At 67.6% G+C, this 14,917-nt stretch carries 12 protein-coding genes, 1 tRNA gene and 1 pseudogene; 5 read left to right on the top strand and 9 right to left on the bottom strand.

Going from position 1 to position 14,917, the window contains the following annotated elements:
- Positions 1-69: 69 nt before the first annotated feature.
- Positions 70-143 (bottom strand) — tRNA-Gly (locus OKW76_RS07795).
- Between the two features lie 198 nt (positions 144-341).
- Entirely contained in the window at positions 342-1,970 is a 1,629-nt protein-coding gene (locus OKW76_RS07790) for a ShlB/FhaC/HecB family hemolysin secretion/activation protein (RefSeq protein ID WP_265552619.1), read from the bottom strand.
- Positions 1,971-2,175: 205 nt separating this feature from the next.
- Between OKW76_RS07790 and OKW76_RS07785 the strand changes: the two genes are divergently transcribed.
- Together OKW76_RS07785 and OKW76_RS07780 are read left to right on the top strand one after the other, a co-directional pair.
- Positions 2,176-3,888, top strand: a complete 1,713-nt coding sequence (locus tag OKW76_RS07785) for a FecR family protein (protein ID WP_265552617.1) — start codon at positions 2,176-2,178, stop codon at positions 3,886-3,888.
- 45 nt (positions 3,889-3,933) lie between these two features.
- A complete protein-coding gene (locus tag OKW76_RS07780) occupies positions 3,934-6,270 on the top strand; it encodes a GGDEF domain-containing phosphodiesterase (RefSeq protein WP_265552615.1) in 2,337 nt (778 codons plus the stop codon).
- Positions 6,271-6,352: 82 nt separating this feature from the next.
- On the opposite strand, the gene OKW76_RS07775 is transcribed toward OKW76_RS07780, so the two are convergent.
- On the bottom strand, positions 6,353-7,273 hold the full coding sequence (locus OKW76_RS07775) for a hypothetical protein (RefSeq protein WP_265552613.1): 921 nt from the start codon (positions 7,271-7,273) through the stop codon (positions 6,353-6,355).
- Positions 7,274-7,287: 14 nt separating this feature from the next.
- Here OKW76_RS07775 and OKW76_RS07770 point away from each other — a divergent pair, with 14 nt between their 5' ends.
- Together OKW76_RS07770 and OKW76_RS07765 are read left to right on the top strand one after the other, a co-directional pair.
- Positions 7,288-7,410 (top strand): hypothetical protein, encoded by a 123-nt coding sequence (locus tag OKW76_RS07770; protein WP_265552612.1) that lies wholly within the window; start codon positions 7,288-7,290, stop codon positions 7,408-7,410.
- A gap of 131 nt (positions 7,411-7,541) precedes the next feature.
- Positions 7,542-7,673, top strand: a pseudogene (locus OKW76_RS07765) (VIT family protein); the annotation flags it as partial.
- Between the two features lie 139 nt (positions 7,674-7,812).
- Here the strand turns inward: OKW76_RS07765 and OKW76_RS07760 are convergent.
- Complete coding sequence (locus tag OKW76_RS07760; RefSeq protein ID WP_265552608.1) at positions 7,813-9,321, bottom strand: aldehyde dehydrogenase family protein; 1,509 nt, start codon at positions 9,319-9,321, stop codon at positions 7,813-7,815.
- A 149-nt stretch (positions 9,322-9,470) separates the two neighbouring features.
- Complete coding sequence (gene ychF / locus OKW76_RS07755; RefSeq protein ID WP_256505078.1) at positions 9,471-10,571, bottom strand: redox-regulated ATPase YchF; 1,101 nt, start codon at positions 10,569-10,571, stop codon at positions 9,471-9,473.
- A 123-nt stretch (positions 10,572-10,694) separates the two neighbouring features.
- Between ychF and OKW76_RS07750 the strand changes: the two genes are divergently transcribed.
- Positions 10,695-11,360, top strand: a complete 666-nt coding sequence (locus tag OKW76_RS07750) for a phosphatase PAP2 family protein (RefSeq protein WP_265552606.1) — start codon at positions 10,695-10,697, stop codon at positions 11,358-11,360.
- A 12-nt stretch (positions 11,361-11,372) separates the two neighbouring features.
- Here OKW76_RS07750 and OKW76_RS07745 read toward each other — a convergent pair whose 3' ends face one another.
- The 4 genes from OKW76_RS07745 to OKW76_RS07730 all read right to left on the bottom strand — a co-directional run bounded on the left by OKW76_RS07745 (position 11,373) and on the right by OKW76_RS07730 (position 14,835).
- Positions 11,373-11,957 carry a TIGR02466 family protein gene (locus OKW76_RS07745; RefSeq protein WP_265552603.1) on the bottom strand — a complete coding sequence of 195 codons (585 nt, stop codon included), beginning with the start codon at positions 11,955-11,957 and terminating at the stop codon, positions 11,373-11,375.
- Between the two features lie 201 nt (positions 11,958-12,158).
- Positions 12,159-12,728, bottom strand: coding sequence for an aminoacyl-tRNA hydrolase (gene pth, locus OKW76_RS07740; protein ID WP_265552601.1), 570 nt, complete (start codon positions 12,726-12,728; stop codon positions 12,159-12,161).
- A 96-nt stretch (positions 12,729-12,824) separates the two neighbouring features.
- The gene (locus OKW76_RS07735; protein ID WP_265552600.1) at positions 12,825-13,535 is read right to left on the bottom strand and encodes a 50S ribosomal protein L25/general stress protein Ctc; all 711 of its coding nucleotides are present in this window, start codon (positions 13,533-13,535) and stop codon (positions 12,825-12,827) included.
- 418 nt (positions 13,536-13,953) lie between these two features.
- Positions 13,954-14,835: a TraB/GumN family protein gene (locus OKW76_RS07730; protein ID WP_265552598.1), complete on the bottom strand. Its 882-nt coding sequence runs from the start codon at positions 14,833-14,835 to the stop codon at positions 13,954-13,956.
- Between the last annotated feature and the right edge of the window lie 82 nt (positions 14,836-14,917).

Raw genomic sequence — 14,917 nt, 5'->3', positions numbered from 1 at the left:
GCGGATGTAAAAATAGCCCGGTTTTCCGGGGATTTCAAAGGCGCTGGTGGATGTCAGTGGACTGGATTTTGGAGCGGGTGAAGGGAATCGAACCCTCGTCACTTGCTTGGGAAGCAAAAGCTCTACCATTGAGCTACACCCGCAAATCAACGCCCTACCGTCGATCTGGTCGCGACGAGGCTCCGGGTTCGGCCGGGTGGACTCGTTGCTGGACGATGGGCGATTGCCACAGGGTGTGAGCTGCGGTCAACACAAACCGCACGGTTCTACGCAACCTGGTCAACCCGAACTCGCCGGGGCAGGCTGGGAGCATTCCGATCCGTGTCGCCATGGTCAGTGGTTCAAAAGCTCTTCGCAAGGCGGAAATTGAAGCGCGGGTCGGCGTTGCCGGTGTCGTAGCGCGGGCCCGACAGCGGTACGGCCAGCTCGAAATCGGCGTTCAGCCCGCGTGTCACCAGCGTCCGCACCCCGCCGCCGCCCGATGCCAGCGATCCGCTGCCGCGCCCATCGGCCAGGTTGGTCACCTTACCGCCATCGGCGAAGGCATAGAGTTGCGACCGGCGCACCAGCCCGCCCAGCGGCTCTTTCCAATCGTAACGAAGCTCGCCCATCGCCATTGCGCCTTGGTCACCCGATCGCTCGTTGTAATTATAGCCGCGCAGAAACGCGCCGCCGCCGATGCCGATTTCTTCGGAAATCAGCAGCGGGTCGGTCGACAGCTGCGAGCGTACCGCCAGCCGCATGCTCACCGGACCGCCCAGCGTCGCGATCCAGTCGGCCCAGCTCGTGAGCGTCGTGAAGGTCGCCGAAGCATCGCGCCGCGATGCCAGCGGATCGCCTATCCGCGTCGCGTCGAGCAGCGACAGCCCCTGCGACACCGTGACATTCGCGCGCAGCCGCCCCCCCGCCCATTGGGTATGGCCATAGAGCCCGGCGCGCAGCGCGACGACGCGATCATGCCGCGCCAGGATATCGGCACGATACTGGCGCAGCGTCCGCACCCCCAGATCGCCCTCGAACCACAGGCTGGTGTCGCGGCTGCGCACCAGCGGCTGGAGCACGTTCACCCCGGCGAACCAGCTTCGACCCTCGATCCCGCGATCTTCGAGATACGCGCCCGGATCGGTCGCCGACACCGTCGCCACCAGCCCGACTTCGGTGCCGGCGCTGCTGACGCGCGTGGCGTAGCGCACGCGGCCATAATGCAGCTCGCCCGGCTCGAACGGCGTCGTCACATAGGTGACCGACAATTCGTCGGCCGACGACAGCAACGACGCGACATCGGCGTCGAGCCGCAATTGTTCGGGGCCGATCGGCCGCGACCCGTCATTCTCGAGCACCGCGCGCGCGCGAATGCGGTTGGCGGCGACGCGCACCACGAGCACGCCCGCGCCGTCTTCGCGCACGAAGCGCGCGCCATAGACGCGCATCCCCGGGACATCGCCCGCGATCAGCAGCCGGCGCTCGAGCGCATCGAGCGTTACCGGGCCGGTGCCCACCAATTCGTTCAGCGTGCGCGCGACGGCGTCGTTCTGGTGGCCCTCGATCCGCAGCCGGTCGATCCGTCCTTCGTCGATGCGGATCACCAGCACGCCGCTCGCCATCCGCTGCGGATCAATCGTCGCGCTGGCGAAGACATAGCCGAGCGACCGTGCTCGTTTCGCGATCGTCGTCGCCAGCAATGCCAGTGCCTCGCGGTCCTTCGTCTGGCCGACATTTTCGGCCACGATGTCGGCAAACGCTTCGGGCGCGAGCGCCTGCAACCCCGTGAAGACGATCGCGCCGACCAGGACGCCCGACGTGGCGGTCGGGGCGCGCTCGACCGTGGCGAGCGGCGAATCGACCGCGATCGTCGGTTTGGGCTTGGGGGCCGGTGCAACCGGCTCGTTCGCCAGCGCCTCACGGTCGGTCTGCACCGGATCGACCCGGTCGAGCGCATTCTGCGCATATGCGGTTGCGGGCAAACCCATCACGGCGAGCGCGCCTATCGCCGAACCAAAACGCCAACCAGACAACATGCAGAACCCCACGCAACACTATTCAGATCGAGGGTTAGGACGCGAGGCGTTAGGAAAAGGTAAGTTCGCTACGTCTTAACCATGCCATCGAACAGCAATGAAAGGCTGCGGCGCTACGCTGGGGGTCCAAAAGTGAGGTTTTGTCATGCGTCTCGGCTTGCGTACTTTGGCCGGCAGCTTGTTGCTGCTGAGCAGCACCAGTGTCTTCGCGCAAACCGGCGCATGGCAGGTCAGTGAAGCGAGCGGGCGAGTTACCGTCCGTGACAAGAGCGGCGAACGAACCGCCCGCCGCGGCATGCCGGTGCCCGCGGGTGCGATGGTGACCACCGATGCGAATGGTCGCGCGGTCATCGTGCGCGGTCAGGAATTCGTCACCGTCGCGCCGCGCTCGCGCGTTCGCGTGCCGATGGCGGGCGAGGCCAAGAGCATCGTCCAGATGATGCAGGACTGGGGCAACGCGGTGTTCCGCATCGGCAAGCGCCCCAACCCGCACTTCGCGGTGCAGACGCCGTATCTGGCCGCCGTGGTGAAGGGCACCAGCTTCTCGATCACCGTTTCGGAAGAAGGCGCCTCGATGCAGGTGCTCGAAGGCGCGGTCGAGGTCGAGACCCCCGATGGCGGCGCGCGCGACATGGTCCGCCCCGGCGCGGTGGCGATGGTGTCGGCAAGCGACCCGTTCCGCCTGACGGTACAGGGCACCGAACGCCGCGTGATCGATTCGCCTGCCCGGCCCGCGACGGCTGCTGCGCCTACCAGCGCGGTGGTACCGCCCCAGGCTGTGCCGTTGTCGCAATCGGTCGTGCAGGGTGCGGGCGCGCCGGTGGCGCTGGCATCGGCGATGCCGGTGACGACGATCGCCGCGTTCGAATCGACCGGCGGCGACGTGATCGGCGAAACGATCGAGGCTGAATCGGCCGATCTGCGCGAGGCTACCGGCGGATTGATCGGCGGCAGCGCAGCGTTGGTCGCAAGCGCGATCATCGCCGATGTTGCGACCGGTCGCAGCGTCGAGCCCCCGCCGCCGCCGGCAGCGGCTGCGCCCGAACCGGCGCCGGTTCCCGCACCCGGCGAACCCGAACCGCTGCCTCCACCCCCGCCTCCGCCTCCGCCTCCGGTTCCTGAACCAGAGCCTGAGCCTGAGCCTGAGCCCGAGCCTGAACCCGAGCCTGAACCTGAACCTGAGCCCGAGCCTGAGCCTGAGCCTGAACCCGAGCCCGAGCCTGAACCTGAACCTGAGCCCGAGCCTGAGCCTGAGCCTGAGCCTGAGCCTGAGCCTGAGCCCGAGCCCGAGCCTGAGCCTGAGCCCGAGCCGGAGCCTGAGCCTGAGCCTGAGCCCGAGCCTGAGCCCGAGCCCGAGCCTGAGCCCGAGCCCGAGCCCGAGCCTGAGCCCGAGCCTGAGCCCGAGCCCGAGCCTGAGCCCGAGCCTGAGCCTGAGCCTGAGCCCGAGCCCGAGCCCGAGCCTGAGCCTGAGCCCGAGCCCGAGCCCGAGCCCGAGCCTGAGCCCGAGCCTGAGCCTGAGCCTGAGCCCGAGCCTGAGCCAGAAGAGCCTGAAGAGCCGGAAGACGATGACGACGACGACGACGACGACGATGACGACGACGACGATGGCGACGACGACGATGGCGACGACGACGATGACGACGACGACGACGACGACGACGACAAAGAGAACGACAACAACCGCGATGGCGATAAGGAAAATGGCAACGACAAGGATAGCGATGCCTCGCTCGTATCCGATCAAGGCGGCATATCTGCCGCGCCGGCCGGTACGTTCGATCGCGCTATCGATCGTCCAGCGTTCGATATGCCCCGGCAAATCGAAGACCGGTTGGGCGGTAGCGAAGGCGGCATTCGGAACGAACCCTGACCGGCTGGTCATCGGCTGTTGATGTTTGACCGGTAGAGGCAGGGAATGTCGCGCTTGTTCGCCATACCCGCCGGTCCGATCGCGATTTCCCGGCGCCTGTCGCTAGCATTGCTAGCGATCGCCGCGATCGCTGGACTGATCGCCGGCACGACCAGCACCGGCCAGGGGCTCGAGCGGCTGTTGCGCGACGTGCGGTTCCATCTGCGCGACACCAACGCGAGCGGCGAAATCCATATCGTCGAGATCGACGCCCGCAGCCTGCGCGCGATCAATCGCTGGCCGTGGGACCGCGAGGAACATGCGCGTGTCCTCGATCGGCTGCACGCCGCCGGCGCGGGGTTGATCGCGTTCGATGTCGATTTTTCATCGCCCTCGGCCAACCCTTCGGGTGACCTGGCGCTCGCCGCCGCGCTGCGCCGCGCGGGCGGCGGGGTGGTGCTGCCGACGCTGACCCAGCAGGCGAGCAACGGCGCGAGCCAGATGATCGACATGCTCCCCGCGCCGATGCTGCGCGATCATGCGGTGCTCGCGGCGGTCAGCATGGCCCCCGATAGCGACGGGCAGGTCCGCGAAGCGCCGCTGGGGGTGGTGACCGCCGGGGTCGCGCGGCCTTCGCTTTCGGCGATGGTGGCCGAGCGCGCGGGCAGCGCCGGGCTCCATTTCCCGATCGACTTCGCGATCGATCCAGCGACCATCCCGCGCCACAGCTTCGTCGATATTCGCGACGGCCGGTTCGACCCTGCGACGATCGCTGGCAAGCGCGTGCTGATCGGCGCGACGGCGGTGGAGATCGGCGATCGCTATGGCGTGCCGCGCTTCGGCGTCATCCCCGGGGTGGTCGTCCAGGCGCTGGCGACCGAAACGCTGTTGCGCGGCATTCCGGTCCGGATAGGGTGGGGTTGGGCCGCGGCGATCGCGCTCGCGCTGGCAGCGGCGATCCTTCGTATGCGCCGCCGCGCGCCGCTGCTGATCACCATTTTCGCCGCGCCTGCGGTGCTTTTTGCCGCCGCACTCATCCTCGAATCGACACTGGGCGCGTATCCGGCGCTGGTTCCCGGGCTCGTCATCATTGCCACGGCATCGATCATCGCGCTCGTCCGCCGCATGCTGGCGATGCTGCACCGCCGCCGCGCGCAGGACGCAGAAACCGGCATGCCCAACCGCTTTGCGATGCGCGAGACCCTGCACCGCGCAACGCCGATCCGGATCGCCACCGCGCGAATCGTCGAATTCGACAAGCTTGCCGCGGGACTTTCGCCCGGCCAGATCGCACCGCTGGTCTGCCGCGTGCGCGATCGCTTGGCATTGGTCGCCGCGGGCCATGCGATCTACCGGATCGAAGACCGGCTGCTGGCGTGGGAATGCGACGTCGAACTTGGCGACGTCGGCGACCGCTTCGAAGCGCTCAGCGCGGCGATGCTGAGCCCGGTCGAAGTCGAAGGACGCCGCGTCGATGTCGTGCTCGCCTTCGGCGCCGCCGAGGACTTGGCGGGTGACGTCGTCCGCGCCTGCGCCAATGCGGCGCTCGCCGCCGACCACGCAGCCAGCGCAGGCGACGCCTGGCAGTTGCACGGCAGCAGCGACGAAGGCGACCTCTCGAACGAATTGTCGTTGCTGGGCGAGCTCGACGATGCCGTTGCCAATGGTGAGATCGAGGTGGCCTACCAGCCCAAGCTCGACCTTGCCACCGATCGGATCACCAGCGTCGAGGCGTTGGTTCGCTGGCGCCACCCGACGCGCGGCTATCTGCGCCCCGACCTCTTCATACCCATCGCCGAGAAGGGCGGGCGGATCACCGGGCTGACGCTTGCGGTGCTCGAGCGCACGATCGCCGACCTTCAGGCATGGGCGGCGGCGGGAACCCCCGTCACCGGTGCGGTGAACCTCTCGGCCAAGCTGGTCGCCTCGCCCGAATTCATGGCACTGGTGCGCGAACGGATCGAACGCACGGGGATCGCGCCGGCGATGCTGACCTTCGAAGTCACCGAATCGGCGGCAATGAGCGATCCCGCCGGCGCCGCGGCCGCGCTGGGGGCGTTCCGTGCGCTGGGCGTGCGCATCTCGATGGACGATTATGGCACCGGCCAGTCGACGCTCAGCTATATCAAGCAGTTACCGCTCGACGAACTGAAGATCGACCGCAGCTTCGTCCAGTTCGCGCACACCAACCGCGCCGACGCCGTATTGGTGCGATCGACGGTCGACCTGGCGCACGAACTCGGCCTGAAAGTGGTTGCCGAAGGCGTCGAGGACGCACCGTGTCTTGCCTATCTACGCTCGATCGGCTGCGACATGGCGCAGGGCTATCTGATCAGTCGGCCGGTGCCGGCAACCGCGCTGGCGGCGTTGCTGGCCAAGCAGGATGCGCTGGCGGCGGCTTGATCGGCCGGGCAACGGCTGCCCGCGATCGAGGCGTGAACGCGGGCAGTGCGAGTACCGACCCCGCACCGCCCCCGTTTCACGATCAGCGGCGGTTGGTACCGACCATCTGCGCAAGATCGGCATAGCGCCGTGTCAGATACCCGCGTTCGTCGGCAGTGTAGCCGCTGCCGGCATAGGCGGCGTCGAGCCGCGCTAGGTCTGCGAGCTGCGCGCGCACCTGCACCGCCTGGGCGCGGTCGATCGTTCCGTTGCGCTCGGCGCTGGTGAGCTGCGTTCCCAGCTGGTTCCAGCGCGCGGTGTTGCGATCGTCGCCATAGCCGTAACCGCCGCCCTGCGCACCGCCGCCACCCAGCCGATCGTCGATCGCATTGTAGCGGTTCCACAATTCGGCCTGTTCGCGCGTATCGATCCCGCCGCGCTGGTACCCCGCTTCGACCTGGCCGAGCGAGCGCCATTCGCTGCGAAGCTCGTTCGCCTCGGCCTGTGTCAGGCTGCGGTTGCGCAGCCCTGCCGAGATGCGCTGTTCGAATTCGGCGTTGCGCCCCGCGATCGGCTGCCAGCGACCCTGGTTTTGGTTCCCGGTTTGGCCGTAGCCCTGTCCTGAGCCTTGGCCGCCGACGCGCTGGTTGAGCGCGCGATACCGCATCCGCAGGTCGTTGCGCTCGGCATCGGAAACGCTGCCGTTGGCCGAATATTGCGCTTCGAGCCTGACGATCTCGTCATATTCGCGGCGCATCTGCTCGGCTTCATAGCGATCGATCGATCGGTCACGAACGGCCGCATCGATCCGTTCGTCGAGCACCGGACCGCGCTCGGCGAACGGGCGGCGGCGCTGGTCCCAATCGGCATCGAGCGTCCGCTCGCTTGCTTGCTGGTTGGTGCCGAATACCGACCCCAGCAGCCTGCCCAGCAAGTCGCCCCCCTGCGGTTGAACTTGCGCTGCTGCATTGGAGGACAACAACAGCGCACCGGTGGCGACTGCAATGCGAAAATAGGTCTTCATGATGGATCGCCTTGATGCTGCCGTCGTCGGAGCCTGCCGCGATGGCTGTCTGCTTCAACCCCGCACCCGCCGCGATGTTCCGCCTGCCGGTTCGCAACCGCAACGATTTTGGATCGCGGCCCGACGCGGTGCGGTAATCGCGTATATCGAGCACCCCCGCGGTCCCGCAGGATGGCCTTGGGTGGCCGGCACGTCAGCGCCGAACCATAGCTTCCGAAAGGAGATTGCCGATGCCTGGCCTGCGATCGTTCCGGCGGCGACCGCGGCAGTGACCCGGCTGGCGTTGCATCGCGAGCGCCACTTCGTGTCGCGTGCCGGGTGGCTGCGCGCCGCGGTGCTGGGGGCGAATGACGGGATCGTCTTTACCACCAGCCTGATCATCGGCGTCGCGGCAGCAGCCGCCAAGCCGCGGACATCCTGATCGCGGTCGGTGCGCGCGCGGGGGGTGCGCCGGCCTGGACCGCGATATGAGCCACCGACCAGCCGTTCGCCCTTGCGCCTGTCGAACGGCGAGCCTTGCCCGCTTCGCGGTTCCTGGCCTAGCCGCCGACGCTCGCGGCTTCGGCGGGGGATAATTGGCGCGCGTCGGTGGGGTAGGCGCGGGGCTGGTGCTGCACCGTCACCCACTGGTCGGTGGTGAAGGCATCGACCGCCCAGCGGCCGTTGAAGCGGCCGATCCCGCTGTTCTTGTCGCCGCCGAAGGGGCTGAAGGGCAGGTCGTTGACCGGCTGGTCGTTGACGTGCGCCATCCCCGCCTCGATCGATCGCGCGAAACGCACGCCCTTCTCCAGGTCGCGGGTGAACACCGCCGACGAAAGCCCGTAATCGGTGTCGTTGGCGATCCGCAGCGCGTCGGCTTCGTCGGTAGCGCGGATGATCGGCGCCATCGGGCCGAAAATTTCCTGCCGATGGAGCGGACCGTCGGCGGCAACATCGGCAAAAGCGTGCGGCGGCAGCACCAGCCCGTCGGCGTCGCCGCCCGCGAGCTGGCGATAGCCGGCATCGCGTGCCTTGCCGATCAACTCCTGTACGCTTTCGAGCTGGCCGCGATTGATGATCGGGCCGATCATCGTCGTCGGATCGTCGGGGCCGTTGATCGGCAGCGCCTGCACCGCCGCGGCGAAGCGATCGACGAATGCGTCGTAGATCGGCGCTTCGACCACCAAGCGGTTGGCGATCATGCAGATCTGTCCCTGGTGGAGATATTTGCCGAACACCGCGGCCTTCACCGCCAGGTCAAGATCGGCGTCGGCGAGCACCACCAGCGGGCTGTCGCCCCCCAGTTCGAGCTCGAGCCGCTTGATAATGTCGGCCGCATACGCCGCCTTGCCGATTCCGCGCCCGACCGGGGTCGAGCCGGTGAACGAGATGACGCGCGGCACGCGGTGGCCGACGAATGCGTCGCCGATCTCGCCGCCCGAGCCCGAAATGACGTTGAGCACGCCGCCGGGCAGACCTGCTTCCTCGAACAATTTGGCGAACCACAGCCCGCCGGTGACGGGGGTGTCCGATGCGGGCTTGAGCACCACCGCATTGCCCACCGCCATTGTCGGCGCGATCGACCGCGCCGAGAGCTGGTGCGGGAAATTCCACGGCGAGATGACGCCGACGACGCCCACCGGCTTGCGGTAGACGCGGCTTTCCTTGCCCGGCGTGTCGTTGGGCAGGATCCGCCCCTCGACCATATAGGGCAGGCTCGCCGCCTCGAGCATCACGCCATAGACCGCCTTCCATTCGAGCGCGGCCTTGAGCAAGGTCGATCCCGCCTCGCGCACCAGCCAGCCGATGATCTCGTCGCGGCGCGCTTCCATGATCTTGGCAGCGGCAGCGAAGACCTGCGCGCGCTCGGAGGGGAGCTTCGCCGCCCAATCGGGCTGGGCGGTGCGCGCGGCTTCATACGCGTCGTTCAAATCGTCGACATTGCCCTGCGGCGCGTCGAACAGCACTTCCTCGGTCCAGGGGTTGAGGTTGGGCTTGGGCTTGCTGCCGCCGGCGCGCCATTTGCCGGCGATGTAGAGTTGCTCGAACGAGGCATAGGGCTGGGTCATAGGGGCTCCTTGGCGGTCGGCCGGGCGAGCGCCTGCCACCCCAAGGGGGGCGGCTGCCGCTGCGGTTGCACCCAAAAGCGACCGGAGCGGGCAAACGTTCCTCGCCCAGCCCAAAGCCCTACCCGTCGGCGCAGCCCGCCGGCGCGCGCCTAAACGTTGAAGCGGAAGAGCAGCACGTCGCCATCCTGGACGACATATTCCTTGCCCTCCGAGCGCAGCTTGCCGTTGTCGCGCGCGCCGCTTTCGCCCTTGAACGCGATATAATCGTCGAACGCGATCGTTTCGGCGCGGATGAAGCCGCGTTCGAAATCGGTGTGGATTTCGCCCGCCGCCTGCGGTGCCTTGGCGCCGACCTCGACCGTCCAGGCGCGGGCTTCCTTGGGACCGACGGTGAAGAAGGTCAGCAGGTGGAGTAGCTTGTACCCGGCGCGGATGACGCGCGCGAGGCCGGTTTCGCTGAGCCCCAGTTCGGCGAGGAACTCGGCGCGGTCTTCGGCGGGCATCGTCGCGATCTCGGCCTCGATCGCCGCCGATACCACCACGGCTTCGGCGCCCTCGGCCTTGGCCTTTTCGAACACCCGCGCCGAGAAGGCGTTGCCCTCGGCGGCATGTTCCTCGTTGACGTTGCAGACGTAGAGCACGGGCTTTGCGGTCAGCAACTGCGCCTGCGCGAGCAGCCGTGCGTCCTCGGGGTCCTTCACCTCGGTCAGCCGCGCGGGCTTGCCCTCGCGCAGCAGGTCGAGCGCGCGGCCGAGCACCGCGGCGGCGGCCTTGGCCTCCTTGTCCCCTTGGGTGCCCTTTTTGACGAGGTTGGGCACGCGCTTTTCCAGGCTTTCGAGGTCCGACAGCATCAGCTCGGTCTCGACCGTCTCGGCATCGGCGATCGGATCGACCTTGTTATCGACATGCTGGATGTCGTCATTCTCAAAGCAGCGCAGCACATGGACGATAGCGTCGACTTCGCGGATATTGCCCAGGAACTGGTTGCCAAGGCCTTCGCCCTTGCTCGCGCCGCGCACCAGGCCGGCGATGTCGACAAAGCCCAGTTGCGTTTCGATCTTCTTGGCCGAGCCCGCGATTTCCTGCAGACGGTCGAGCCGGTCGTCGGGTACCGCGACGTTGCCGACATTGGGCTCGATCGTGCAGAACGGGTAGTTCGCCGCCTGTGCCGCCGCGGTCTGCGTCAGCGCGTTGAAGAGCGTCGATTTGCCCACGTTCGGCAGGCCGACGATGCCACAGCGAAAACCCATGAAGATGCCCTTGTCGAAGAAAGTTCGGGATGCCGCGCGCAGGCGACAGGATGGCGCGGCCATAGCGCGCGCGCGCGGGACTGACAAATGGACCCGTGCGCCGGGTTCGCGGGTTATCGCGGCATGAAAACAGCCAAGGACATGGGAATGGCCGCGCGCACCGCGGTCGAACGCGCCGATCTGGCGGTAACCCGCGCGATCGCGCCGCAGCGCCACGATCCGGCGGTGCGCAAGGCGGGCAAATTGAGCGAGATCGGCGACCAGCCACCGCTGATCGCGCTGTCGGCGACGGTGCTGGTGGCAGGGCTCGCGCTGCGCCATGTACCCACCGCGCGCACCGGGCTGCGGATGCTCGCGACCCACGCGCTGGCGACCGCGATCAAGGACGTGATCAAGCGCTCGGTCGATCGCACGCGGCCCGATCATGCGCTGGTCGAAGGCTATCGGATGGAAAGCGGCGACAGCCACGAGCATGAGCTGACGTCGTTCCCCTCGGGCCACACCGCGGGCGCGGTCGCGGTCGCCGAGGCGGTGGCGCGCGAGGTGCCCTTGCTGGGCGCGCCCGCGCGACTGCTCGCGGCGAGCGTCGCGATCATCCAGGTGCCGCGGGCGAAGCATTATGTCAGCGACGTGATCGTCGGCGCGGCGATCGGCTGGGCGGCGGAACGGGTGGTGAATGCGGTCGGCGGGCGGGTCCACTTACACCGTCATTCCCGCGAAGGCGGGAATCCAGAGCCACGAACCCCGCCGTTCGTCCCGCGCTCTGGATCCCCGCCTTCGCGGGGATGACACGCCCTAGCGCTAAATCCGGTAGTTGAAACTCACGCTGATCCGATCCTGCGTGCCCGCATTGGGCATCACCTCATGGCGCAGCCAGCTTTCCCACAGGAACACGCTACCCACCTCGGGCTCGGCATAGACGAAGCTATCGGGCCGAGCAGGGGCCGCCATCATCATCGGCAGCCGCGGATCCTCGAGCTTGAGTGCCCCCGACCCCGGCGGCACCGCGACATAGACGGTGCCCGAGACGACGCTGTGCGGATGGATATGCCCCGAATGCGTGCCCCCCGGCTGCAGGACATTCACCCACAGGCTGTCGAGCTTGAGCCGGCGCCCGCCCAGATCGAACGCGCACGCCTTGGCGAAGGCGGCGACATGGCGGTTGAGGTGCCTGACGAGGTCGCCGAACGCCGGGTCGCGCAGCGGCAGATCGTTGAGCGAGGCGTAGGAGGTATAGCCGCGATAGCCATGCTCGCGCGACCAGCCGATCCCGGCGCGGTCTTCCTGCGCGAGCATTCGCACCGAGGCTTCGAGCTCGGCGATCAGCGCTGCGTCGCTGATACGATTCTGGTAGAATTGCGTCGGGAAGAGCGTGCGGATGGGCATGGCGCGGCGGTAGCGCGATGCGCCGGTCGCGACAATGTCGGGCGCACCCCAAGCCGTCACCTTGGCCCTGTGTCCGGGGTACACCGGGCGGCTGGATGCTGTGGTTGGCGGTCGTTGCGCCAGCCAACCCGCTGTCTCGTCGGTTCCCCGGCGGACCCCGGACCAAATCCGGGGTGACGAAGGGAGTGGGTTGCCGTCCCCCTACCGCGCCATCCGTACCGCGACGTCGCTCATGAACCGCGCATCCTGCCCCTCGGCAAGCCACGCTGCCTCCGCCGCGACCGCACCCAGCAGGTCGGTCAGATCCTCGATCTCGGCCTTGGCGAAATTGCCCAGCACATAGCCGGTCACGCGGTCCTTGTGGCCCGGATGGCCGATCCCCAGCCGCACGCGGCGGAAATCCTCGCCGATATGCGCGATCGTCGATCGGATGCCGTTATGCCCCGCCGCGCCGCCGCCCTGCTTCACCTTGACGCGAAAGGGGGCGAGGTCGAGCTCGTCGTAGAACAGGGTCACGGCCTGCGGCTCGAGCTTGTAGAAATCCATCGCGGCGCGCACCGCGCGGCCGCTGTCGTTCATGAAGGTCGCGGGCTTGAGCAGCAGCAATTTCTGGCCACCGATCCGCCCCTCCTGCACCCAGCCCTGGAATTTCTTGGCGCTCGGCGAAAAGCCATGGACCTCGGCGATCGCATCGACCGCCATGAAGCCGATATTGTGCCGGTGCATCGCATATTGCGGCCCCGGATTGCCCAGGCCTACCCAAAGCTGCATCGGTCGCGTCCTTCGGCGATAGCGAGAGGGGGGATAACGAAAGGGCGGAACAGCGTTTCCGCTGCCCCGCCCCGATCACACCGCAAGAAAGAAGGATCAGTCCTTCTTCTGCTCGGTGATCTTGTCGTCGTCATTATGGTCGTCGTTCGGCTCGGGAGCCTCGTCAGCCTGCTGCTCGGCAGCGGCCGCCTCGGCAAGCGCGGCGTCTTCGGCCAGCGCTTCCTGGGTCTCGGCGCGCATTGCCGACGGCGCGATGACGGTGGCGATGGTGAAATCGCGATCGTCGATCGTCGGCTCGGCGCCCTTGGGCAGCGTGACGTTCGAAATGTGGATCGAATCGCCGACTTCGAGGCCGGTCAGCGCGATCTCGATCTGCTCGGGGATGTTGCCCGCATCGACCACCAGCTCGAGCTCGTGGCGAACGATGTTGAGCACGCCGCCCTTCTTGAGGCCGGGCGAGCCGGCTTCGTCGGTGAACACCACCGGCACGTTGACCGTGACCGAAGCGTTCTTCGAGATGCGCAGGAAATCGACATGCACCGGACGATCGGTGACGACGTCGAAGGTCACGTCCTTGGGCAGGGTGCGGATAGCCGAACCGACGCCATCGATCATCACGACCGAATTCATGAAGTGGCCGGTGTTCAGCATCTTCATCAGCGCACGCTCTTCGACGTGGATGCTGACGGGATCCTGCTTGTTGCCGTAGATCACGGCGGGGACGCGGCCTTCACGACGAAGCGCGCGGGAGGCTCCCTTGCCAACCCGCTCGCGCGTCTCGGCCGACAGGGTAAGCGTATCGCTCATGTCGGGTCTCCGAAATACGTTGAGTTCAAAATAACCGGGCAAGCCTCCAGGGATGACCCTGCCACGGAACGGGCGCGCATAGCGGAAAGCGGGGGAGGGGGCAAGCTATAGCCCTCTCCCGCTTGCGCGGCGCGCGCACTTGAGAGCCCTCTCCCGCTTGCGGGAGAGGGTTGGGTGAGGGCCTTCTTCTTCTACCGTCGCCCCCGCCACCAAAAACCCTCACCGCTGCGACTGGGGGCCGCAAGTGCGCCCCCAAGTCTCGCTCCCTCTCCCGCAAACGGGAGAGGGATAGGTCAGGATTCCTCCCCTCCCTGGTCAAGGGAGGGGCCGGGGGTGGGTCGGCCCGCGAGGAGTCGTGACGCCCGCCAACCGGCCCACCCACCCCAACCCCTCCCTTCCAGGGAGGGGAGGAGGTCCTTCAATACGCCACCCGCTCCACCTTGACTCCGCGCCGCGCCAGTTCGCGCTGCACCGTATCGCCGCCAGTCAAATGCCCCACGCCCACCGCCATGAACACCACCCCCGGCCGGCGCATCCGCTCGACGATCCACCCCGCCCAGCGCCGGTTGCGCTTGGTAATTACCGACTCGGTGAACGCCGCCGACGAGGCGTGCTGGTCGCGCGCCACGATCCGCCCCATCGCCGCGACATCGCCGCGCCCCCATGCCGCCAGCACCTCGTCGGTCGAGGTCGTCGCGCGGTCCATGCCGTCGAGCTGCACCTTGAGCATCGCGATCTGCGCGTCCTGCGGCAGCGCGTCGAAATAGCCGAGTTGCTGCGCGCGCTCCTCGAGCCCCGTCACCGGCTTGCCCGCCGCCTGCGCCGCATTCGTCAGCACCGTCTCGACCCCCATCGCGGGATCATAGCCCGCGCGTTGCAGCGGCAGCGTCGACAGCGTCGTCGCCGCCAGCCACGGCTTGGTCCGGTCGAGCGCGCCAGCGGGATAGCCCTGTTCGGCGATCGCGGCGGCCAGCTTGGGGCGGTATTCGGGGGGCAGCCGGTCGGGCAGGCTCGGCCCGTCGGCCAGCGTCCCCACTCTGTCCTGCACCCGCCGCGCGGTCGCGGCATCGACATTCACCGTCTCGAGCACCAGCATGTCGCTTGAAACGAATGCGTCGCGCACCGCATCGTCGAACCAGCCGAGCCCGGGCTTCAACCAATGGATGCTCCCGAACAGATACACCGTCGTATCGGCATCGCGCACCACCCATAGCGGCGGATCGATATCGACCGGCGGCTGCTGCGCGCCGGTGCCCGCGAACAGGAAGGCGGCGATGGCGAGGAAGATGCGGGCGGGCATGCCCCGGCCATAGCGGGTTCGCGCAGGTCCCCCAACCATTGACCCTCCGGGGTGGCTGCGCCAAAGCGAAACCCGCTTCTCC

Source organism: Sphingomonas sp. S1-29, from assembly GCF_026167545.1.
Classification (GTDB): Bacteria; Pseudomonadota; Alphaproteobacteria; order Sphingomonadales; family Sphingomonadaceae; genus Sphingomonas.
Note: the sequence above shows the minus strand (reverse complement) of the source record. Positions and strands in the feature narration are given on the sequence as shown.